Annotated in this window: 22 protein-coding genes; 9 read left to right on the plus strand and 13 right to left on the minus strand. The window is 27.8% G+C overall.

The genetic code is table 11. The features are described 5' to 3' along the window. Positions 1 to 33 precede the first annotated feature (33 nt). Genes CRU95_RS04075 through CRU95_RS04105 form a run of 7 tightly spaced genes read right to left on the minus strand, consistent with a single transcriptional unit; the run spans position 34 to position 8,053 of the window. Positions 34 to 1,869, minus strand: a complete 1,836-nt coding sequence (locus CRU95_RS04075) for a GGDEF domain-containing protein (protein ID WP_129099878.1) — start codon at positions 1,867 to 1,869, stop codon at positions 34 to 36. Positions 1,870 to 1,913: 44 nt separating this feature from the next. After that, on the minus strand, positions 1,914 to 3,218 hold the full coding sequence (locus CRU95_RS04080) for a murein hydrolase activator EnvC (RefSeq protein ID WP_129099879.1): 1,305 nt from the start codon (positions 3,216 to 3,218) through the stop codon (positions 1,914 to 1,916). After that, complete coding sequence (locus tag CRU95_RS04085) at positions 3,211 to 4,029, minus strand: cell division protein FtsX (protein WP_129099880.1); 819 nt, start codon at positions 4,027 to 4,029, stop codon at positions 3,211 to 3,213. Before CRU95_RS04085 ends, CRU95_RS04080 begins: the two co-directional genes overlap by 8 nt. Further along, on the minus strand, positions 4,016 to 4,678 hold the full coding sequence (locus tag CRU95_RS04090; protein ID WP_013135204.1) for a cell division ATP-binding protein FtsE: 663 nt from the start codon (positions 4,676 to 4,678) through the stop codon (positions 4,016 to 4,018). The genes CRU95_RS04085 and CRU95_RS04090 overlap by 14 nt, the downstream gene beginning before the upstream one ends. Then, the gene (trmB, locus tag CRU95_RS04095; RefSeq protein WP_129099881.1) at positions 4,665 to 5,867 is read right to left on the minus strand and encodes a tRNA (guanosine(46)-N7)-methyltransferase TrmB; all 1,203 of its coding nucleotides are present in this window, start codon (positions 5,865 to 5,867) and stop codon (positions 4,665 to 4,667) included. Before trmB ends, CRU95_RS04090 begins: the two co-directional genes overlap by 14 nt. Position 5,868: 1 nt before the next feature. Next, on the minus strand, positions 5,869 to 7,143 hold the full coding sequence (locus CRU95_RS04100; protein ID WP_129099882.1) for a fibronectin type III domain-containing protein: 1,275 nt from the start codon (positions 7,141 to 7,143) through the stop codon (positions 5,869 to 5,871). Next, a complete protein-coding gene (locus CRU95_RS04105; protein ID WP_129099883.1) occupies positions 7,091 to 8,053 on the minus strand; it encodes an RluA family pseudouridine synthase in 963 nt (320 codons plus the stop codon). The genes CRU95_RS04100 and CRU95_RS04105 overlap by 53 nt, the downstream gene beginning before the upstream one ends. A gap of 19 nt (positions 8,054 to 8,072) precedes the next feature. Between CRU95_RS04105 and CRU95_RS04110 the strand changes: the two genes are divergently transcribed. After that, positions 8,073 to 9,179, plus strand: a complete 1,107-nt coding sequence (locus tag CRU95_RS04110) for an FtsW/RodA/SpoVE family cell cycle protein (RefSeq protein ID WP_129099884.1) — start codon at positions 8,073 to 8,075, stop codon at positions 9,177 to 9,179. After that, positions 9,179 to 10,030 (plus strand): agmatinase, encoded by an 852-nt coding sequence (gene speB, locus CRU95_RS04115; RefSeq protein ID WP_129099885.1) that lies wholly within the window; start codon positions 9,179 to 9,181, stop codon positions 10,028 to 10,030. The genes CRU95_RS04110 and speB overlap by 1 nt, the downstream gene beginning before the upstream one ends. 13 nt (positions 10,031 to 10,043) lie before the next feature. Here the strand turns inward: speB and CRU95_RS04120 are convergent, their stop codons facing one another. From CRU95_RS04120 to CRU95_RS04135, 4 genes are all read right to left on the minus strand, one after another. Then, entirely contained in the window at positions 10,044 to 11,051 is a 1,008-nt protein-coding gene (locus CRU95_RS04120) for an alpha/beta fold hydrolase (RefSeq protein ID WP_129099886.1), read from the minus strand. A 104-nt stretch (positions 11,052 to 11,155) separates the two neighbouring features. Continuing rightward, the gene (locus CRU95_RS04125) at positions 11,156 to 11,755 is read right to left on the minus strand and encodes a TetR/AcrR family transcriptional regulator (protein ID WP_129099887.1); all 600 of its coding nucleotides are present in this window, start codon (positions 11,753 to 11,755) and stop codon (positions 11,156 to 11,158) included. A 90-nt stretch (positions 11,756 to 11,845) separates the two neighbouring features. After that, positions 11,846 to 12,766 (minus strand): methylenetetrahydrofolate reductase, encoded by a 921-nt coding sequence (locus CRU95_RS04130; RefSeq protein ID WP_129099888.1) that lies wholly within the window; start codon positions 12,764 to 12,766, stop codon positions 11,846 to 11,848. A gap of 48 nt (positions 12,767 to 12,814) precedes the next feature. Further along, positions 12,815 to 13,621, minus strand: coding sequence for an energy transducer TonB (locus CRU95_RS04135; RefSeq protein WP_129099889.1), 807 nt, complete (start codon positions 13,619 to 13,621; stop codon positions 12,815 to 12,817). Positions 13,622 to 13,678: 57 nt separating this feature from the next. On the opposite strand from CRU95_RS04135, the gene hemL reads away from it, so the two are divergent. Genes hemL through CRU95_RS04155 form a run of 4 tightly spaced genes read left to right on the plus strand, consistent with a single transcriptional unit; the run spans position 13,679 to position 16,123 of the window. Then, on the plus strand, positions 13,679 to 14,959 hold the full coding sequence (hemL, locus tag CRU95_RS04140) for a glutamate-1-semialdehyde 2,1-aminomutase (RefSeq protein ID WP_129099890.1): 1,281 nt from the start codon (positions 13,679 to 13,681) through the stop codon (positions 14,957 to 14,959). Positions 14,960 to 14,968: 9 nt separating this feature from the next. Next, positions 14,969 to 15,283: a pyrimidine/purine nucleoside phosphorylase gene (locus tag CRU95_RS04145; RefSeq protein ID WP_129099891.1), complete on the plus strand. Its 315-nt coding sequence runs from the start codon at positions 14,969 to 14,971 to the stop codon at positions 15,281 to 15,283. 8 nt (positions 15,284 to 15,291) lie between these two features. Then, the gene (locus tag CRU95_RS04150) at positions 15,292 to 15,603 is read left to right on the plus strand and encodes an AtpZ/AtpI family protein (protein WP_129099892.1); all 312 of its coding nucleotides are present in this window, start codon (positions 15,292 to 15,294) and stop codon (positions 15,601 to 15,603) included. Then, positions 15,539 to 16,123 (plus strand): hypothetical protein, encoded by a 585-nt coding sequence (locus CRU95_RS04155; RefSeq protein WP_258238623.1) that lies wholly within the window; start codon positions 15,539 to 15,541, stop codon positions 16,121 to 16,123. The genes CRU95_RS04150 and CRU95_RS04155 overlap by 65 nt, the downstream gene beginning before the upstream one ends. Here the strand turns inward: CRU95_RS04155 and CRU95_RS04160 are convergent. After that, a complete protein-coding gene (locus tag CRU95_RS04160; RefSeq protein WP_129099893.1) occupies positions 16,110 to 16,802 on the minus strand; it encodes a hypothetical protein in 693 nt (230 codons plus the stop codon). The two genes, CRU95_RS04155 and CRU95_RS04160, sit on opposite strands and share 14 nt — an antisense overlap. 6 nt (positions 16,803 to 16,808) lie before the next feature. Then, the gene (gene rpoD, locus CRU95_RS04165) at positions 16,809 to 18,689 is read right to left on the minus strand and encodes an RNA polymerase sigma factor RpoD (protein WP_129099894.1); all 1,881 of its coding nucleotides are present in this window, start codon (positions 18,687 to 18,689) and stop codon (positions 16,809 to 16,811) included. 204 nt (positions 18,690 to 18,893) lie between these two features. Between rpoD and CRU95_RS04170 the strand changes: the two genes are divergently transcribed. The 3 genes from CRU95_RS04170 (at position 18,894) to CRU95_RS04180 (ending at position 21,464) form a co-directional block, all read left to right on the plus strand. Continuing rightward, positions 18,894 to 19,394, plus strand: coding sequence for a 3-isopropylmalate dehydratase small subunit (locus CRU95_RS04170; RefSeq protein WP_129099895.1), 501 nt, complete (start codon positions 18,894 to 18,896; stop codon positions 19,392 to 19,394). 2 nt (positions 19,395 to 19,396) lie between these two features. Continuing rightward, the gene (gene leuB / locus CRU95_RS04175) at positions 19,397 to 20,464 is read left to right on the plus strand and encodes a 3-isopropylmalate dehydrogenase (RefSeq protein ID WP_129099896.1); all 1,068 of its coding nucleotides are present in this window, start codon (positions 19,397 to 19,399) and stop codon (positions 20,462 to 20,464) included. 70 nt (positions 20,465 to 20,534) lie between these two features. Further along, positions 20,535 to 21,464: an exopolyphosphatase gene (locus tag CRU95_RS04180; protein ID WP_129099897.1), complete on the plus strand. Its 930-nt coding sequence runs from the start codon at positions 20,535 to 20,537 to the stop codon at positions 21,462 to 21,464. The last annotated feature ends 66 nt before the right edge of the window (positions 21,465 to 21,530 follow it).

Below are 21,530 nucleotides of genomic sequence, written 5' to 3' on the forward strand. Positions count from 1 at the left end.
ATCCCCTTTTTTTATAGCTATTAAAATATAATGTTAAAATAATTCTACACTAGTTTTCTGTTCTTTACTAAATCTTACAACCTTATCTCTACCGCTACTTTTTGCTTCATATAAAGCAATATCAGCATTTTTTGCCACAGTATCAAATAGATTTGAATCATCTGGATACATTGATAAGCCTATACTTACTGTCTTTTTAATTGTAGTACCTGCATAAACATCTATCTCATTTTCTCTTACTTTTGTTCCAATTTTATGTGCTATATTCATGGCATTTTCTTCTGAGTCAACACCAATAAGAAGAACCATAAATTCTTCCCCACCATATCTAACTATAATATCTGAATCTCTTACACTATCTTCTAGAACTCTTGATAAACTTTTTAATACTCTATCTCCAATATCATGTCCATATTCATCGTTAACTGCTTTAAAATGATCCATATCTAGCATTAATAAACCAATTTTTTTCTTGTCTCTTTTTATTTGAGGAAGAAGTTTTTTCAAATGTTCTTCAATAAATTTTCTATTATACAGTTGAGTCAATCCATCTTTAAATGCAGAGTCTTCTAATGCTTGCATTAAAAGTTTTACTTCAACAGCTGGTCTGGCTTCTTTTAAAAATCTATTTATAAATAAACTTTTATTTTTAAGTTCATCAAGTTCTTTTTCTGTGTCCACAACAAAATGTATAATTAAATATAGGTTTTCAACAATATCAATATTTAAACAATAATAAAATTTATCTTTTTTAGTAAAGTATGGGCAACTTTCATGAAAATCTATTGAAATAACATCACTTTTTGTTCTTGCTGCTCTACAAAGGTGAGGATTATCTTTTATTGCATCATGACAATAAAATGATTCTCCTTCACTAATTACTTTTTGCATTTTTTGTTTTTTTATATCTATTTCGAAAAAAGTGAAGTTTTTTAAATGAAACTTATTTTTAAAAACTTGAGAAATTCTCTGATAAATCTCTTCTTTTGTACTATCTAGTTCCACTTGCTTTTTGAATTGATATAAATTTGATAAGTTATCGATTATATCTTTTGATTCATTGAGTGGATTTGTATTTAGATTAGTTCTATCTCTATACCCTACAAAGCCTTGAAGTTTTTTATCAATATCAAGGGAAGTATCTTTAAATATGGTAATTAAGTTATTATAATCATTAGTTACCTGTACTACATCAGTTGTTAAACCATTTGGAATATCTATTCTTTTAAATTTACCAACTTTAGCTTGATTGATATTATCTCTTAATTTCATATATAATGAAAGATAAGGATTAAATACTTTTTTAGAAAATAAAAATACAATAATTACCGCTAATAAAATAATAGTTAGTATGACATAGATTGACCTAACTCCAATCTCTTTTAAAGTACTAACATCTAATACTATACTAATAGCACCTAAAGTATCACCTTCTTGAACATTATTATGGCATGCTAAACAGCTAATCTCTGCTTTATAAGGAATTGTAACTCTTACATTAGTATTAATAAAGCCTTCTTTTACAATATATTTTGTTTCACCACTTCTAATAACTTCTTTATCTAAGTTATCTTTTGGATTTTTAAAACTTCTTGTTTCAAATTCTGGATTTTTGATATTATCACTTCTTACAAGCCATAACTCTTTTATATTCCGAATAGCTGACACATTTTTCAAAAATTCATCTACATTAGAATCGTTACTTACATGCAAGGCTAAGCCACTTTTTATCACTTCAGATATTGATTCTGCTGTGCTAACTGAAGATTTAATTGACACTGTTCTTAGATTATAAAGTGAAATTCCTGTAATAAAAATAGCAACTAATATAAGTAGAATTAAAAATTGTACGATAATATTTTTTTTCATATTTGCCTTTCAAAAAATGTATTTTAATATATTTATTATTAATGTTATTGAAATATGTCTGCAGGGTCTATATATTTATTATTTACAATTGCTTCGAAGGTTAAAGTTTCATCAACTCTACCTACTACATAACCTTTTTTTATCCATTTTCCAACTTTTAGTGTCGGAGAAATTTGATCCAAATGTGAATAAATAGTATATAAACCATTTTTATGTTGAATAATTACAAGGTTTTCCAACATACCAGAATTTTGTTTTGAATATACAACTTTCCCATCAAGTACAGAAAAAACTTTTGCATCGGGTTCATTTGTTTTTAATAGAATTGATTCATTAAATAACTTTATTTTATAAACAGGATCATAATATTTACCAAATTTCTTTAAAACTGAATATGATTTTAAAGGAGCAATTGTTTTACTACCTCTATATTTACCAATTTTAACACCTTTAGTAGAAGAACCTAAAATTCTAACATCTAAATCAATTTCTTCTGCATTGTCTTTTTGTACTGATTCTTGTGTTTTTTGTACATTATTAGATTTGTTTTTTGCAGCTGTTGCTAATCTTTGTTCTTCTTTTTTCTTTTTAAGTGCTAATAATTTATCTCTTTTTCTTTTTTCTTCTTCTTTTTTTATCTCTTTTTCTTTTAAAATATTAAGTGTTGAAAGTAAGTTCGTTAAAGAGTTTTGCTTTTTTATTATTGTTTTTAATTCATTTTGATAAAGTTTGTGTTTTTCTTCAATTGAAGATAGTGATTCAGAGTGTTTATTAAGTAAATAATTTAATATTTTCTTTTTCTTTTCTCTTTTTTCAATATAAACATTTAATTTTCTAATTTCTCTTTCATTGTCACTTTTATTTTGGGTTATTTGCATATATTGATTATCAATTTTTAACATATTATCTTTTGCTTCTGAAGATAATATTTCGTAAATTTCACTTTGTGTTAATTCTTGTAATGAGTCTTTATTTGCAAGTTTCATAGCAACACCAGAAGAATAATCTTCAATAATAGTATTTATTAATTCCTCTTCGTAATCTTTTTTCTGGTTTTGAAGTATTTTACCTTTGATGCTTAGTTCATCTAAGTTTTTTCTGGAAGCATTTAACATTTCTTTGTGCTCATTAATATCTTTTGTTACAAGATTAATTTCTTTTTCTAATTTTTTTAACTCTTCATTTTGATCTTCAATTTGAGTAGCTAAGGACTGTATTTTTTGTTCAGTTCTATTTTTTACATTTTTATTTTTAGATAATATTGTTTTATTATTTTGTATTTTATCATCAATAGAGCTAGCGTGAATGATAAGAGTGATAAATAAAGTTAAGTATAATAGTCTATGCATTTTTGATTTTATATCTAAAAAGTACTCCAAAAATTGTAACTATTGATATACCAAAAGATAATAAAAATAGCTTTAAAACCTCTAATTCAACAAAAATTTTTGTGTTTAAAATATCATTTAATTCAGCAGGCAAAAGCATGTTTAAATTATATGAAACAAATACGAATAATGATGCTGCAATAATAAAAGATAAAAAAGCACCATAAATAGCATGTTTTATAACAGGTGATGCACTATATAAAATAGAAGCACCATGTAATTGAAAAATCATAATTCTTTGATTATGTGCAAAAAACCAAATAGTAACTTGTTTTGAAAGAATAATTACTACAAATATTAGTATCAATCCAAACAATACGATTATTATATTATTTATCATTAAAAGCAAAAGATAAATCTGATTATGGTTTTTTGAAAATATTTCTATTCTTTTTATATTTTTGTCATTGAGAAGTGAGGCTCGTATTTTCTTTAATTCAGTTGATGTGGGAAAAGAGTTTAAATGTATTTCATAAAAGTGTGGTAATCTTTTATTTAATAAATCAATTGAACTATTTGATAAAGTACTTTTAACATTGTCTATAATACTTCTATTTGATAAAGTATTTATTTTATCAACTTTTATTCCAGCTATTGTGTCAAAGTTTTCTTTTATCAAGGGAGTATGAGTAATTATTACTATAGAATAGTCACTTGATATCTTTTTTTTATAAGTGTTAACAACATTATTTGTTAAAAGATATATAGAAAATGTTATTAGCATCACTGTTAAAGGAATGACAAAAGTAAGAGTATTTTTAAGAGACTTCATATATTATTCCATCTTCAATTGATAATTGTCTAAATCTTATTCCAAAGTTTTTAGGTACTCTGTGAGTTACTACAACTACAGTGATTCCTAGTTGTTCATTTGCACCTTTTAGTAAGTTCCAGACTACATCAGCTGAATAATCATCAAGGTTACCTGTTGGCTCATCTGCAATTATTATTTTTGGATTATGTGCTAAAGCTCGTGCTACTGCAACTCTTTGTTGTTCTCCACCACTTAGCTCATTTGGATAATAACCTTTTCTATGAGAAAGTTTTACATGGTTTAGTAGTTTATTTGCTTGTTCAGCTGATATTTCATGAGAGTAACCATTTATTTTAAGAGGTAACATTATGTTTTCTTCTATTGTCCACTCTTGAATTAATTTATAATCTTGAAATATAACACCTACATCTTTTCTTAGATCTCTTAGGTTTCTATTTCCTATGTGTGCTAATTCAAAATTATCAATTATAAAACTTCCATGTTTTAATGCAATATCCCCATACATTGCTTTTATTAGAGTTGACTTTCCACTTCCACTAGCTCCTCCTATAAATATAAACTCTTTATGCCCTATGTGAAAAGTTCCTTTTTTTATGACAAATTTATTTTCATCATAAGCTAAATATATATTTTTAGCAGTAATCATTAGTTAATATCTCTTTCATTTTATTGTGAGCTTTTATATTACTACTTGTTGGAATTGGTTCACCTTGATAGTAAGATATAATTCCATCTCTTATTATTAAATATTTTGATAAGGGTCGGTTAAAAGAACCAAAGGTTATTTGAATAAGTCCAGAGTTTTTTTCATTTTCGATAAGGTAAAAATCTTCAATGTGGTAAAAATAATCATCAAAAATTACAGCTTTTTGTGATATGTTTTCAAAAGTTTTTATTAAGTTATTTATCTTTCCAAAAGAGAAATCTTTATTTGGTTCAATCTCTTCATCAATAGTAAAAGAGTGCAAAGTTACATCATAAATATTTTTATTTTGCTTTTTCCATCTATCTTCATACTTACTAGATATTGGCAAGTCTTTATTTATATCAATTTCAATTTTTCCACTGCTTAGGTTTGTCAATAATTCAACACAAAAATCAAAATATTTTCTACTATCAGTTCTAAGTTCTAATGTTCCTGTAAACTTTAATACTCTTTTTGCTTCATATATGAAATCATTGCTATAAACTCTTCTGTGAGGTTTTTTGTCCCAAGGTACAGGGAAGTGAACAAATATTTTACCAACTGAATTTGATTTAATAAACTCCATAAAAAGTCTAGCATCATAATTTACAATTATTATATTTCTGATATTAAGAATTTTTATTTGTTTAAGTACTTGTTCTATAGAAGGAGTATGAATCTCTAAACCTATAAATTGAACATCAGGATTATTTTGTGCTTGATATAATAGGTGTCTTCCTGAACCAAATCCAATCTCTATTTGAATCTCATTGCTTGTTTCAAATTCATTTACAAAATATTCTATATCTTTTAAGTACTCTTTTTGAGGTTCAGCTTTTTGTGAAAAATTACTTGTATTTGAAAACAGTACATTTGCGTTTGTATGTTTTACATAAGTATTTAAAGCATCTTTTACAATTGTAACAGGAGTAACTCTTGTTATTTTATCTGCTTTTACTATTTTATTTTCTTTATTATCTTTTAATGTTAATAAAAAATCTTTTGTCTGATTTGAAACACCTATTTTATACTCTGTTTTTTTAGGTTTTTCACTTACATTATAAGATTTTGCAATAAACTTAAAATCAACACCATCTTTATTTGATGGTGTTATTAATTCACCATTATTATTAAATACTATGTGAGGCATGTTATTTATCTAATAGTTTAGGTAATACTAATAGTGTTTCATCTGTTCTTTCTGAAACAATACCATTTTCATCAACTGCTTCAACAGAATAGTTATATTCAACACCTCTTACGATATCTTTGTCTTCAAATCTTAAGTCTGTAATATTTGTATACTTTTGTTTTCTTACTTTAAAAAAACCATCTTTTATAGTTTTATATACATTGTAAGATACAGCTCTATTATCTCCTGGTTGCCAATTTAATATAGCTTTTTCACCTTGAATTTGTGCAAGAGTTAAAATAGGTTTATTAAGTTTTGTAAGTGTTATCCCCATTACTGGATTTACTTCTTTACTACTTTCTAATCCATCCTTATCAATAGTCGTTATTTTATAAAAGTATCTTTTCCCATCTTCATTTGTAAAATCTTCATAACTAGTTGTATTTGTATTAAGTTGTTTTAATTCACTAAATGAACCATCCGGGGATGTATTTCTATAGATTTTATATCTTACAACATCAACAGAAGATGAAGGTTGCCAGTTTAATGTTATTTTTTTAGGTTGATTATTTGTAGCTGTTAAATTTTGAACACCTGCTGGTAAAGCTTTTGTTTGTGCTTTTACTATTTGACTATCTTCTGATGGTATATCTTGAAATGTATATGCAATTACTTTATATAAATAAACTACATTATCTTTTAAATCAGTATCAATATATTCAGCCTGTAGTCTACCATCTAATGTTTCTAATTTTTCCCAATCAGGGTCTTGAGGCGTTGATCTAAATATCTTATAATATTTAATTGCTTCATTTTCATGTGGTCTCCAGATTATTTTTATTTGTCTTGGAAGATTAGAAATTGCTTGAATAAATGCAATTGCTTCAGGTCTTGGTAAAGTCATAACTTGAAACATTTTTGAAGGTCTTGATTCTATGTCATTAGCTGTACCACTTGAAAAAGTATATGCATATTTTGTGTTTGGCTTTAATTCACTGTCTAAATAATGAGATGAGTATCTATTTTCAATAAATTTTATTAGTTTTAGTTTTGTACTTTCTTCATTTAAATTTGCTCTGTAAAGATTATATCCAGTAACTCTTGAATCATCAACTTTTTGCCATTCAAAGGCAACTGCTGTCATACCTGAAATAGTTCTAATAGAATTTGAATCAATTACTTCTAATGTTTCATCAATCTTAGGTTTATTCCCTTCACCTAAATTTTTTGTACTACAACCACTAATCAATAAAATTAAAAGCAGAGCGGATGAAATTTTTATCCATTTTGTCATTTATAGTCTCCATATTAAAGTTTTCATTTAAAAATTTATTTATATCGTTTGTTATGTTTGCTTTAAAATCCATTTTTTCATTTGTGATAGGATGGATTAAATATAAGTTAAAAGCATGTAGATAAAACCGATTTATTTTATTTAATTCGCCCTTAAAGCCATATAAATTATCACCTAATATATGTCGATTGATACTATTTAAATGAACTCTAATTTGATGTGTTCTTCCAGTAAAAAGTTTACAACAAATTAGTTCATATTTTTCATCTTTACTAATATCAATTTTTGCAAAGGCAGTTTTTGCATTTTTGCCTTTTTCAACAATTCCCATTTTTAATCTATTATTTGGATTTCTAGCTATTGGTCTATCAATTACAATATTATCTTTTAAGGGCATATCAATTATTGCTAAATAATATCTTCCCATAGTTTTGTCTTCAAGTTGTTTTGATAAAGCCACATGTGCTTCATTTGTTTTTGCAACAACCATAACTCCACTTGTTCCCTTATCTAATCTATGTACAATACCATGTCTTTCTTCTCCACTAATAGTAGAAAGTGATATATCTTTAGTCTTTAGCCAATCTACTAAAGTAGGTTCTTTTACACTTGCAGCTGGATGAACAACTAAATTGTAAGGTTTATTTACAACTAAAATATGTTCATCTTCATATATTATTTCAACATCAAAGTCAACATCAAAGTTAATGCTTTCTTCAACTTCTGGAAGTTCTACTAAGATCTCTTGATTTTCTTTTAATTTATAACCTGTTTTTATGATGATTTTATCATCAACTTTCACATACTCTTTTTTTATTAGTTGTTCTATTTGATTTCTTGACTCACCAAGCTTTTCAGACAAAAATTTATCTAATCTTGATTCTTCAAAAACAATAAAGTTTTTATGCATATTTTGATACTCTTTCATTATGAGATTTATTGACAAAAGAATTATTTCGCAATTTGATTATCCCTTGATTGCTTTTATTATACCATTAATAGCATTATCTTACCAATTAGTTAGTGAAATAAATGAAAATTTAGCCCAAAGACAGCTTGGATATTATGCACTTTCTATATTTTTATTCTTAGGTGTTTTTATTTTGCCCTTAAGAAGAAACTTAAGAATTATTCCATTTCTTTATTGGCTTGGAGTTGGTCTATTATTATGTGTTAATTTATTTGGTATATCAAAACTTGGTGCTCAAAGATGGATAGAAATACCTTTTATTGATATGACAATCCAACCCTCAGAATTAATAAAACCTATATTTTTATTAATGATTGGATATTTAGTTAAAAATAGACCACCACCAATAGGGGGATATAATTTAAAAGACTTTTTGTACTTTTCAATATATATTCTAATTCCCTTTGTTTCAATAGCAAAAGAGCCAGATTTAGGTACTGCTTTGATACTTTTATTAGTAGGATATGGAGTATTATTTATTATTGGAGTTAATTGGCGAATATGGGCAACAATAATAGTAGTTTTAGGTATTGCATCTCCTTTTATTTATAATAACATGATAAAAGATTATCAAAAGCAAAGAATTAAAGACTTTATATCAGAAGAACCTAGTTACCATGTCCAACAATCGATAATAGCAATTGGTTCAGGGGGGCTTACTGGTAAATCATCTGAAGATGCAACCCAGGCACAATTAAAATTTTTACCAATTGCAACAAGTGATTTTATATTTGCATATTTAGTTGAAAGACATGGATACATAGGAGCAATATTTCTTATATTGATTTATATCTTACTTGTATTGCATCTGTTATCCATGAATTACTACTTTTCAGATGATTATGTAATTCGCTGTTTTGCCTCCGGAATAGCTTTATTAGTATTTTTAGATATGAGTGTAAATATTTTTATGGTTATTGGTTTTGCACCCGTTGTAGGACTGCCATTACCTTTGGTTTCATATGGTGGTAGTTCTTTTATTAATTTTATTGTAATATTCGCAATTTTAGAAAACCTATTAGCATTTAGGTTTATGGATTTATATAATTTTGAAAGGAAACTTTAATGGAAGCACAAAACAGTAGTTTTATTGGCTTTGAAAATGATTACGAAGAATCAAAAGCAGTTTTATTTGGAGCACCATTTGATGGAACTACTTCATTTAAACCAGGAGCTAGATTCGCACCCCCTGCGATGAGACAAGATTCTTGGGCAATAGAGAGTTATAGCCCATATTTTGACAGTGATTTAGAAGATTTAAAATTATTTGATTATGGAGATTTAGAATTACCCTTTGGAGATAAAAAAAATGCCTTAAGAATGATTCAAGAACATGTTCAAGAAATCATTGATGCAAATAAAATCCCAATTATGATTGGTGGGGAACATTTAGTTTCACTGGCTCCTGTAAAAGCTTTAAGTAAAAAGTATGATGATTTAAATATTATACACTTTGATGCACACACAGATTTAAGAGAAGATTATCTTGGAGAAGCTTTAAGTCATGCAACAGTTATTAGAAGAATTTATGATCAAGTAGGTGATGGAAAAGTAAATCAATTCTGTATTCGTTCTGGATTAAAAGAGGAATTTGAATGGGCAAAAAAACACACTCATTTAGAAAAATTCACCTTTAATACTTTACCATCTTGTGTGAAAAGATTAAAAGACAAACCTGTCTATATTACTATTGATTTAGATGTTTTAGACCCTTCTGTGATGCCAGGAACAGGAACTCCAGAACCAGGTGGAATAGATTTTCATGATATGATGAATATAATAAAAGAGTTAAGTAAACTAAATAATGTAGTTGGGATGGATGTTGTTGAATTAAGTCCCAAATATGATGCAAGTGGAATATCTACAGCAGTTGCATGTAAAACTTTGAGAGAACTTGTTTTAGCAACTGTAAAATAAAAGATAGAAAATTCTATCTTTTATTTATAAGTTTTCTTAATGCATATACGAAACTTTCAGGACTATCTTCTTGACTATAATGATTTACATTTGTTAATAGCTGAACATTTCCTTGTGGATAAATAGATCTCCACTTTGCAACATTTTGAGATGTCCCAAACCAAGGATCTTTCTCTCCAAAAATAAACTCTACAGGCTTATCTTTCAGTAAAGGTAATTTTGATTCTAAGTTATTTAACCAAGGTGTTGCATTTGTAATTTCTTGGGGAAAAACTAAAGTTGGGATTCTACTTTTGAGAGTAGGGAAGGGCATTTTATATGCATCTGTAATTTTTTTATTATTTTTAGATGTTTCATTTAGAATACTTGGCATTAATGAAGCTGAAAAATGGTTTTTTTCTAAAACTAATTTTTTCATTTTTTCTGTTTTCATAAGTTCAGAGAATTCTTTTAATTTTCCACTAGCTTCCCATGCCCAAGTATTTGAGATTACTAACCCTAATATTTTTTCTGGATTATCAGTTGCTATGGTAAGCCCAATAGGTCCACCCCAGTCTTGCACAACCAGAATATATTTATCAAGTTTTAAATGATTATTTATTAAAGCTTTAACCCATTTCGTATGTTCTTGAGGTGTAAAATTAAAGTTTTTTGGAGTATCTGAAAAACCAAAACCTGGTAAGTCAAAAGCAATAACTCTTGCTTCCTTTGACAAGGCTTTTATAATTTTTCTATTTATAAATGACCAATCAGGATTTCCATGGGTTAAAACAATTGGAATCCCTTCTCCTTCATCAATATAATGCATTGAAGTTCCATCTTTTTCAAACCAATTACTTTTAAAAGGGTATTCTTCCTTATCTACAATAAAAGGTCTTTGTTTTTTATTTTTTGTATCTTTATTAAAAATAATTGGGTCAGCTTTTTGTTTATATATGTCAGTTTGCCCATAACTATTACTTGGTAAAGTTAATATTGAAATACTTGCCACTAGAAGTGATGAAAAAAGTTTTTTCTTCATATTTTGTCCTTTTTTTTAATTAAAATATAATACCAGCTAGTATTTTAATATTTACTTAAATTTAATACCGATTAGTATCTTAATTAAAAGTTATAAGGAAGTTTTTATTTAAAATTCGAAAAAGCAAGAGTTAGCATATCTTTTACCATTAGAACATCCATTCCATTATATACTCTTGTCATGGCTATACTTACTTGTGCATCAATATAATTAACAGCAAGTTCTGTGGAGATATTTTTAGAAAATTCATTTTGATTTTTTGATTTCTCTATCCATTTTGTAAAAGATTTTATGTATTCATTTTGCATAAGTTCAATTTGTTTTTTACTATCTTTTCCTAATGGATAGTTTAAATCCCTTGATCTTAAAAAAAGGCAACCATTTAGATTTTGACTTTTAGTTGTTAATATTAAAATAAACTCATCTAGAATTTTTCTAAAAGGTTTATTTTGTAAAAAAATTTTGTGGATCTCTCTTATTACTTGATTATGATAATGTTTTAGTACAGCAGTAATTAACCCATCATCGCTTCCAAATTCACGATAAATTCCCGGTTTAGAAACTTTTGCTCTTTTGCAAATCTCATTTAAAGAAATATTTTCTATTCCTTCTTCCCAGTAAGCATTCATTCCTATATTTAAAATATTGTCTTTATTAAGTGTTTTGGGACGACCTCTTGTCCTCTTTTTTTCTTCTATGCTCATTTTTATACCTTCAAGTATAATTATATTTTTTTGCAGGTTAAGGTGAGTTTAAAGTAAGACTTAAGTTAAAATAGTTAAGCCTTATTCTTATTAGTTTTCTTCCATTATTTTTTTTACTTCATGAAGTAATTCAATCGAAGCCTCAATCTCTTCTTTTCTGATTGCTACACTTTCAACATTACAGCCAATTGGAATACCTCTATCTCTTCCAAAAGTATAAAGTTCTCTAAAGATATCAACACAAAGTTTCATAGAATCATGTAAGATATTTCCAGAAGCTTTCAAATCCTCTTCTAAATAGTTTGGAATACTAATACCAAGCCATTTCATAAAATCAAGTGTTTTTGCACTTCCACAAGGTGTTAATGTAAATATGATTGGTACAACTTCTTTTTCATTATCTTTTGCATACTTTGCATAATCAGTTAAAAATATTTTTGATGCTTCAAGGTTATATACACATTGTGTTATGAAGTATTCACAAGAGTTATCAATTTTAGAAAATACTCTTAAATGCTCATCATGTTTTACCATGTGTCGTTCTGGAATAGCAATTCCACCCATACAAAGGTTATTATTAACTTCTTTTTTTAATCTATATGCCTCTTTTAGAGTCATTGGCTTTTTTTGCTCTCTTGAAGCAGCTCCTACAAAGACTGAATGAACTTGATTCTCTTTTGTTAATTCTAACCAAACTGGAAAAGTCTTTTCATCATAATTTCCTACAGCTCTATAAACAACCCTTGGAATAACTAAATCTTTTAAATAAGTTCTTGAATACTCACAAGGGTCTAATGTCTTAATAAAAGGAAAAGGTCTTTTTTCATCTGTTCTATCTGATTCATCTTGGATATCATAAAGGACTAAGCCATCAATTGGAAGATTGGAAATCCTTTCAATATGTTTTTGGGCTATTGCTTGTATTTCTTCTTCAGTATGTTTTATTTTTGGGGGAGTAATACCATATAATAGTATTCCACTGTTTTTATTTCGTATTTTATCAGTTAACATAATTCTCTTTTAAATAAATAATTTTTGCATATTCTACAAAGATTTTTATTAATAAATGGTATAAGTTACATAGATTCTAATTTTTGTGGGTTCTTTTGGTCTAGGATAATCTTTATAGGCTATTTCTATAGTTTTAATGGTATTTGCATCTAATGCTTCATATCCTGATGAGCTTGTAATTATAGGATGAGTTATGTCACCATTTGGGTATAAAGTAAACTCAATTATATTCATGCCACTTTGTCTTGTTCTTACAGAAATATCTGGATATCTTAAGTATTTTTCAGTAATTTTTCCTATATCTTTTAGGTTTTTTTGTAAAAATACTTTTTGAATTTTTGTAAATGAATTATACTCTTCTCCATATAGCTTTATATAACTTTGGGTGAGTTCATCTAACATTTTTACATCTTTTACAGGTGTTAATAAATAATCTTCTAAAGTATCTTTTTGAAGTTTTGTAGGGTTTAGTTTTGTGTAGTTTGGAGTAACTTCACTTTTTTTAGTTGGTTTGGGAATTGTTTTTTTTACTTCTTCTTTTTTTGCTTCTCTTTTTTTTGCAACATTAATATTATTCTTTTTAACTTTTTTATAAATGGGTTTCTCTTTTAGAAGCTTTTTTATAGGCTCTTTCTTTTCAACTTTTTCTTTAGCGATTTCTTTTTTAGGTTCAGTTTTTTTAGGTTCTACTTTTTTTGCTATTGATTTTAAAACTACATATTTAATATCTGATTTTTTTGGATTTTTAGTACTCGAAGGATTGTCTTTAACTACATTATCTTTTATCTTATATGTTTTAAAAATTAACAGATGTAAAAAGATTGATAAAATTAACGCAGGAATAATGTACTTCATAATTGTATTGTAGTATAATATTGCTTTTAATTTAAAATAAAATATTTAGGAATGTACATGTTTGAAAAATCAATAAATGCTTATGAAGATGCAAAAAAAGTAATCCCTGGTGGAGTTGATTCTCCCGTTCGTGCTTTTAATAGTGTAGGTGGAACTCCTCCGTTTATAGCAAGAGGTGAAGGTGCTTATTTAATTGATATTGATGGTAATAGGTATTTAGATTTTATTCAAAGTTGGGGACCACTTATTTTTGGACACTGTGATAAAGATATAGAAGAAGCAGTTATAAGAACTGTAATGGATGGTTTATCATTTGGAGCTCCAAGTGTTTTAGAAACAGAACTTGCTCGTGAAATAGTTGAGATGTATGATAATCTTGATAAAGTTAGATTTGTGAGTAGCGGAACTGAAGCTACTATGAGTGCTATTAGATTGGCAAGAGGTGTTACTGGTAAAAATGACATCTTAAAATTTGAAGGTTGTTATCATGGTCACTCTGATTCACTTTTAGTACAAGCTGGATCTGGTATGGCAACATTTGGAACACCTAGCTCTCCTGGAGTTCCTGCTGACTTAACTAAACATACACTTTTATGTGAATATAACAATATTGAAAATCTTAAAAAGTGTTTTGAACAAAGCTCGGATATAGCTTGTATAATCATTGAACCAATTGCTGGGAATATGGGTTTTATTCCAGCAGATATTGAGTTTTTGAAAGCTTGTAGAGAGCTTTGTGATGAAAATAATACTTTACTTATTTATGATGAAGTTATGACAGGATTTAGAACTAGTTTAAAAGGTACTAGTGGAATAGTAGAACCTCAAGCTGATATTATTACTTTTGGAAAAGTAATAGGTGCTGGTATGCCAGTAGGTGCTTTTGCATCAAGTAGAGAAATTATGGCACACTTAAGTCCAGATGGTGCAGTTTATCAAGCAGGAACTTTAAGTGGAAATCCAGTTGCAATGGCAGCAGGACTTACAAGTTTAAGAAAACTAAAAGCCAATCCAGCTATTTATGATGATTTAAATGCTAAAGCAGTTAGGTTAACACGTGGTTTAAAGGAAGTGGCTGATAAATATAATATTCCATTTCAAGTAAATACAAGAGGAAGTATGTTCGGATTTTTCTTTTGTGATATAGATCCTAGAAACTTCAAAGAAGTAGGAACTTGTAATTTTGATAGATTTGCAGCTTTTCACCATGGTATGTTAAAAAGAGGTTTTTATTTTGCTTGTAGTCAATATGAAGCAGGATTTATCTCAACTGTTATGACAAATGATGATATTGATGCTTGTATAAAAGCAGCAGATGAAATCATGAAAGATATGTAAGGATAAAAAATGGATATTTTTAAAAGTGTTGATTTAGTAAAAAAAGCAAATATTTATTTTGATGGAAATGTTACAAGTAGAAGTTTTGTTGATAGTGATGGTGAGAGAAAATCATTAGGCATAATGATGCCAGGAACTTATAATTTTGGAACAGCAGCAGCTGAAATTATGGAAATAGTAAGCGGTGAATGTGAAGTTAAATTAAATGGTTCAACTGAGTGGAAAACATATACAAGCGATACAACTTTTCAAGTTCCAGCAAATTCTAATTTTGATATTAAAGTTAAAACTGTAACTGATTATTGTTGTTCATATATTAAATAAGGAATATTATGGAAGATAATACAAATAGTAATAAACCAAAACACGAATCAAAATTAATGGCCTTGGATAATTTATCTTTAGGTATTTCAATGGTTGTTGCTGTATTTATTGGGTTTGCTATTGGATATGGCTTAAAACAATGGACAGGTTATACTTGGACTTTATGGCTAGGATTATTTTTAGGAATTGCAGCAGCTATTTTAAATGTATATAAGGCATATAAAAGAGCCCAAAAAGAGTATGAGGGAATGGAAAATGACCCAAGATATTCTTATAGAGCAAAACATGGGGATAGCTCATACGACGAATATGATATTTAAAAAATTTGCAAAACTATTTTTTATAATAAATTTTATAGTAGTTCTTTTTTGTATTTTGTCAAATAATTATATTTGGCTTTTTAATACTCAAGTTGCTTTTATATCTTCTATGTTTATCTCACTTGCAACATTTCTTTCATATAAAAGAAATGTTAGCAAGAGATTAGAAAATATTGATTATGATTCAGAACTTTCAAATGATAGAGATGATATTGATAAAATTGATGATCCTTATGATTTATATGATGAAGAAGAAATAAATCAGAAAAAAGAATTCACAGCACTTGAAATTAAAAATATAATAAAAGAAGAAAAGTCTAAAGTAAAACAAAATACATTTAAAAATACAATTTACAGTACTACTAGTTTTATATCAATATATAGAGTTTTAGGATATGTAGTACTTATATTTGGTTTTTTTATCTTAAATAATAATGGGATGTTTCATGTAGTTTCATATCTAGCAGGACTTTTTATTGTCCCACTAGCAATGCTATGTTCAAAAGTTATTTTAAAATAAGAGGTAAGTCTATGATTGCTTTTTCTTTTTCTAAAGTTAAAATCATAGAACTTCTATTTTTATCGTGTTTTATTGCATCCACATTATACTCATAAATATCAGCATAAATCTCTATAGTAACTAAAGAGTGTTTTCTATCATTAAGTTTTATATATTCACCTGTTTTCAATTTCACTGAGGTATTTATTATTTTACATTTATCATCAAATGCATCATAAATACTATTTAATAGTTTCAAAAAATCAGAAGCAACCATTAAAAACTCAGGAATAGAAGGATCATAGTTTTTTATAAATTTTATGTCTGATTTTGTTTTTCTAGTAGATATAGTTAAGTCAACGAGAGTAAAAATATTTGTCTTAGAAGTATTCTTTGGAGCATATTTTTTATCTTGTTTTACACTTGTACTTTTGTATAATTTCATATGAATCTCATCATCATTTTCATAAGTAATGGAAATGGCATAAAAAATATAATTATGAAATGTTAAATTAATATATGTCGTTTCAAAGCCATAATTTGCAGGTGCATATTTTAGAGCTAAATCATAAAGTTGCTCTTTTTTTACTCTATTAAGTAAAAATTGAGCTTCTTGATTTGTATGTATTATTTTACCTTGAGAAGAGAAAGATAAAATAGGATTTAAATCTTGCTCTACCCAATTGTCATTGATAGTCATTAATTATTAGCTTTCTACATAATTCTTAAGGTTTTTTCCAACTTTTGGATGTTTTAATTTTTTAATTGCACTTGATTCGATTTGTCTTACTCTTTCTCTTGTAACACTTAACTCTTTTCCAATCTCTTCAAGAGTTCTATCACTAGCATCATCCATAAGACCAAATCTCATTCTAACAACTGCTTGTTCTCTTTCATTTAGTTGAGCTAATATTTGGTCAATTTGATTTTGTAAATCTTCTTTCATAATATTATCAACTGGTGTTGGAGCTTTATCATCAGGTACAAAATCTCCAAATTTACCATCTTCATCAGATCCAATAGGAGCTTCTAAAGATACTGGTTCTTTTGTGATTTTAATAACTTGTTTTACTTTATCAACAGGTAATCCAACTTCTTTTGCGATTTCATCCACATTTGGCTCTTTCCCATTTTCTTGAATACCTTTTCTGATAATCTTATTGATTCTATTGATAGTTTCAATCATATGAATTGGAATTCTAATAGTTCTAGCTTGGTCAGCAATGGCTCTTGAAATTGCTTGTCTAATCCACCATGTTGCATAAGTAGAGAATTTATAACCTTTTTTATACTCAAACTTATCAACAGCCTTCATAAGACCAATGTTTCCTTCTTGGATTAAGTCTAAGAAAGGTAAACCTCTATTTGTGTATCTTTTTGCAATAGATACAACAAGTCTAAGGTTTGATTTCGCCATTCTTGTTTTTGCTTCATCTGTGATTTTTTTACCACGCTTTATTTGTTCTAAAACATCTAATAACTCTTCAGGTAATAAATCAAATCCACCCTTAGAAGCTTCTGCTGTTTGGAAAAGCTTTTTGATTTCCATGTAAGTAGAAACCATAGTTGCTTCTGGAACCATTGATGTAATTTGAACTTTAGATAAATTAATAATATTTTCTAAAAGTTTTTCATGGTTTTTCTTCAAAGTATCATTAAAAAGAGGTAATTTATATTCTAGTCTTTTTAATTCAGAGTCAAAACCTGTATCTGATTTAAGTGCTGTTTCCATAGCTTTTACGATTTCTGTAATAAGTTTAGAAGTTGGTCCTAAATCAATCAATGCTTGTTTTAATACTTGTTTTTTAAATGCAGTAGATAAATTAAATGTAATAACATCAAATTCATCATCTGATTTTGCTGTTTCTTTTGATTGGAATTTTATCCAGTCTTTTTTTGCTTTTTCTAATATTTTAAATGCAGCAATAATAGTTTCAGCTCTTTTATCTAGTTTCTTTTGTTTTTTCCCACTAGTTTCTTCTTCTGTCTCTTCAACTTCTTCTGAATCATCACTTGAAGTATCATCAGTATCATCATCGTCTGAATCATTATCATTGTCTTCGTCATCGAAGTTTCTAAAAAGCTCTTTAACTTTTCTTTCTCTATTTACTAAAGGTTCTTTATATTCTAAAATAAAGTCAACTAAATATGGGACAAAACAAATAGCATCAAGAATTATATCTTCTCCCATCTCAATTTTTTTAGAGATTTCTATTTCTTCTTCTTTTGTAAGTAATGGAATTTGTCCCATTTCTCTTAAGTACATTCTAACAGGAGAATCAGATCTTGACCACTCCAAAAGTTCTTTGTTTTTTAGTAAGTCATAAACACTATCCTCACCACCATCAATCATTTTATTTCGTTGGTCTTCTCTTCTTTTAGCTTCAGCAGCATTCATAACTTTTGCTTGCTCTTGAGATGTCATCATGTTTACATTATATAATTGCATTAAAGCAATTAATTTTTTTATATTTTGACTTGAGGGAGCTTTAGGAAAAAGTTTAATAACTTTTTCAAAAGTTAATGTAGAATCTTTGTACTCTTTTGCTAATTTTTCAATTTCTTTATTTAAATCTTTTGCACTCATATTTTTTGTACGTTCCTTGCTTGAAAGATAAGTCAGATATTATATCCAAAATTGCTAAAATAACTATTAATTTTTGATGTTTAATCTATTATTTCTAAATTTTTAGATAAAATTCGACTTTGTAAGAAGATAAAAATTATTAAAAGAAAAATAAAATTTGATCATTATGTATCATTTATTTTTTAATTTTGAAGGACTAAAAACATGAGTAAAATTACTGGTAAAGTATGGAATTTTGGGGCGAATATTGATACTGATATCATTATTGCAGCAAGATATTTAAATAGCTCAGATCCAGAGCATTTAGCTAAATATATTATGGAAGATGCAGACCCAGAATTTCCAAAAAAGTTACAAAAGGGTGACATCATTGTTGCTGGAGAGAACTTTGGGTGTGGAAGTTCAAGAGAACATGCTCCTATTGCTTTAAAAGCTGCTGGAGTTGCTGCAGTTGTTGCTCCATCTTTTGCTAGAATTTTTTATAGAAATGCATTTAATATGGGATTACCAATTTTTGAATTGCCTGAATCATTAGAAATAAAAGAGGGTGAAGAGATTTCAATTGATCTAGATAATGGTGAAATAACAAATAATACACAAAATAAAACATATAAATTTACAGCTATTCCTCCTTTTATGCAAGAACTAATTGCAACAGGTGGATTAATCAATTATGCTAAAGCTGAAATGAATAAGGAAAAATAATAATGAAGACATATAATATTTCAGTAATAAAAGGTGATGGTATAGGTCCTGAGATAGTTGATGAAGCTATAAAGGTATTAGATACAGTATCTTATAATTGTGGATTTCAACTAGAGTATAAAGAGTACTTAATGGGCGGAATTGCTATTGATATGACTGGTGTTCCACTTCCTGAAGAAACTGTGCAAGGTGTTCTAAACTCTGATGCTTGTTTATTTGGTGCAATTGGTGGAGAAAAATGGGATACATTGCCAAGAGACCTTAGACCTGAAACTGGACTTTTAAAGTTCAGAGAAGCAATGGGTGTTTATGCAAACTTAAGACCTGCTATTATTTATGATGAACTTGTAAATGCTTCAACATTAAAACCTGAAGTTATTGAAGGTGTTGATATTATGGTTGTAAGAGAGCTTATTGGTGGTATTTATTTTGGACAGCCAAGAGCAAATGATGGTTTTAAAGCATATAATACTATGGTTTATACAAAACCAGAAATTGAAAGAATAGGTAAAACTGCATTTGAATTAGCTATGAAAAGAGATAAAAGATTATGCTCAGTAGATAAAGCAAATGTTCTTGAAGTTTCTCAACTATGGAGAGATACTATGGAAGAAATAGCTAAAGATTATCCAGAAGTACAATTATCTCATATGTATGTTGATAATGCAGCTATGCAACTTGTAAGAAATCCAAAACAATTTGATGTAATAGTAACTGGAAATATTTTCGGCGATATTTTATCTGATACTGCATCTATGGTAGTAGGTTCTATTGGATTATTACCAAGTGCTAGTACAGGTGATAAAACAGCTATTTATGAGCCAATTCATGGCTCAGCTCCTGATATTGCAGGACAAGGAATTGCAAATCCTATTGCAACAATTGAAAGTGCTGGTATGATGCTAAGATACTCTTTTGGAGAAACAGAAGCAGCTGATTTAATTGATGGCGCTATTAAAAAAGCATTGAAAGATGGTTTTAGAACAAAAGATTTAGCAGCTTATGATGCTAAAGAAGTGGTTACTACATCTGAAATGGGTGATATAATTGCAAATAATTTAAGAAAATAGTAACTAAAATATTTCTTATTTATAATTAAAATGTTAGAATTAAAAAAATAATTTTTTAAAGGTATCTTTAATGGGTGAAAAAAAATATAGATTAATTACAAGAAGTGATATGGATGGATTAGTGTGTGGTACACTACTTACATATCTTGATTTGATTGATGATATTTTATTTGTTCATCCTAAAGATATGCAAGATGGACTTATTAAAGTAAGTTCAAATGATATAACTACAAACTTACCTTATGTGGAAGGTGTACATTTAGCTTTTGACCATCACTTTAGTGAAACTCTTAGAAATGGAAAAAAAGATAATCATATTATAAATCCTGATGCTCCTAGTGCTGCACAAGTTGTGTATGATTATTATGGTGGAGATGAAGTATATCCTATGAGGTTTATTGGTATGATGAATGGTGCCAATAAAGCTGATAGTGCTGATTTTACTATGGAAGACATTTTAGAACCAAGAGCTTGGGCACTGTTGAGTTTTATTATGGATTCAAGAACAGGACTTGGTAGATTTAAAGATTTTGAAACTTCAAATAAACAATTGATGAGAAATCTAATTGATTATTGTGCTAAACATAACATCGATGAAATTTTAGAAATTGATGAAGTAAAACAAAGAGTTGATCTTTATTTTAAATATGAAGAAGAGTTTCATGAGCAACTAAAAAAATGTACAACAATACATGATAATGTTGCAGTTATAGATTATAAAGATGAAGAAATAATTTATCCAGGGAATAGATTTTTAGTATATGCTATGTATCCAGAGATAAATGTCTCTATTCATGTTAGTTATACTTTTGATAGGGATAAATTAGTTTATTCAACTGGTAAATCAATTATAAATAAAACATCAAATACAAATGTTGGTGAACTTATGCTTAAATATGGTGGCGGTGGTCACAAAGCTGCTGGTGGATGTCAAATACCTTTAGCAGATGCTCCTAGAGTACTTGAAGAGATAATAGCTAAGTTAAATCAAGATAACTAAAACTTAGAAGAATTGACTTCTTCTAAAACTTCTTAAATTATTCTTAAACAATAAAACTACTATATT

The sequence above is a fragment of the Arcobacter sp. F2176 genome (assembly GCF_004116465.1).
In the GTDB taxonomy this organism is placed as follows: domain Bacteria; phylum Campylobacterota; class Campylobacteria; order Campylobacterales; family Arcobacteraceae; genus Arcobacter; species Arcobacter siniprincipis.

What these genes read in the sequence shown, in the direction of transcription:
- CRU95_RS04125 (WP_129099887.1), bottom strand. Translation starts at nt 11,755, where the DNA reads ATGAGCATAGAAGAAAAAAAGAGGACAAGAGGTCGTCCCAAAACACTT.
- trmB (WP_129099881.1), bottom strand. Translation starts at nt 5,867, where the DNA reads ATGCCTCACATAGTATTTAATAATAATGGTGAATTAATAACACCATCA.
- CRU95_RS04170 (WP_129099895.1), top strand. Translation starts at nt 18,894, where the DNA reads ATGAGTAAAATTACTGGTAAAGTATGGAATTTTGGGGCGAATATTGAT.
- leuB (WP_129099896.1), top strand. Translation starts at nt 19,397, where the DNA reads ATGAAGACATATAATATTTCAGTAATAAAAGGTGATGGTATAGGTCCT.
- CRU95_RS04135 (WP_129099889.1), bottom strand. Translation starts at nt 13,621, where the DNA reads ATGAAGTACATTATTCCTGCGTTAATTTTATCAATCTTTTTACATCTG.
- CRU95_RS04105 (WP_129099883.1), bottom strand. Translation starts at nt 8,053, where the DNA reads ATGCATAAAAACTTTATTGTTTTTGAAGAATCAAGATTAGATAAATTT.
- speB (WP_129099885.1), top strand. Translation starts at nt 9,179, where the DNA reads ATGGAAGCACAAAACAGTAGTTTTATTGGCTTTGAAAATGATTACGAA.
- CRU95_RS04130 (WP_129099888.1), bottom strand. Translation starts at nt 12,766, where the DNA reads ATGTTAACTGATAAAATACGAAATAAAAACAGTGGAATACTATTATAT.
- CRU95_RS04180 (WP_129099897.1), top strand. Translation starts at nt 20,535, where the DNA reads ATGGGTGAAAAAAAATATAGATTAATTACAAGAAGTGATATGGATGGA.
- CRU95_RS04100 (WP_129099882.1), bottom strand. Translation starts at nt 7,143, where the DNA reads ATGACAAAATGGATAAAAATTTCATCCGCTCTGCTTTTAATTTTATTG.
- CRU95_RS04075 (WP_129099878.1), bottom strand. Translation starts at nt 1,869, where the DNA reads ATGAAAAAAAATATTATCGTACAATTTTTAATTCTACTTATATTAGTT.
- CRU95_RS04145 (WP_129099891.1), top strand. Translation starts at nt 14,969, where the DNA reads ATGGATATTTTTAAAAGTGTTGATTTAGTAAAAAAAGCAAATATTTAT.
- CRU95_RS04120 (WP_129099886.1), bottom strand. Translation starts at nt 11,051, where the DNA reads ATGAAGAAAAAACTTTTTTCATCACTTCTAGTGGCAAGTATTTCAATA.
- hemL (WP_129099890.1), top strand. Translation starts at nt 13,679, where the DNA reads ATGTTTGAAAAATCAATAAATGCTTATGAAGATGCAAAAAAAGTAATC.
- CRU95_RS04110 (WP_129099884.1), top strand. Translation starts at nt 8,073, where the DNA reads ATGAGATTTATTGACAAAAGAATTATTTCGCAATTTGATTATCCCTTG.
- CRU95_RS04160 (WP_129099893.1), bottom strand. Translation starts at nt 16,802, where the DNA reads ATGACTATCAATGACAATTGGGTAGAGCAAGATTTAAATCCTATTTTA.
- CRU95_RS04080 (WP_129099879.1), bottom strand. Translation starts at nt 3,218, where the DNA reads ATGCATAGACTATTATACTTAACTTTATTTATCACTCTTATCATTCAC.
- CRU95_RS04090 (WP_013135204.1), bottom strand. Translation starts at nt 4,678, where the DNA reads ATGATTACTGCTAAAAATATATATTTAGCTTATGATGAAAATAAATTT.
- CRU95_RS04150 (WP_129099892.1), top strand. Translation starts at nt 15,292, where the DNA reads ATGGAAGATAATACAAATAGTAATAAACCAAAACACGAATCAAAATTA.
- CRU95_RS04085 (WP_129099880.1), bottom strand. Translation starts at nt 4,029, where the DNA reads ATGAAGTCTCTTAAAAATACTCTTACTTTTGTCATTCCTTTAACAGTG.
- rpoD (WP_129099894.1), bottom strand. Translation starts at nt 18,689, where the DNA reads ATGAGTGCAAAAGATTTAAATAAAGAAATTGAAAAATTAGCAAAAGAG.
- CRU95_RS04155 (WP_258238623.1), top strand. Translation starts at nt 15,539, where the DNA reads ATGACCCAAGATATTCTTATAGAGCAAAACATGGGGATAGCTCATACG.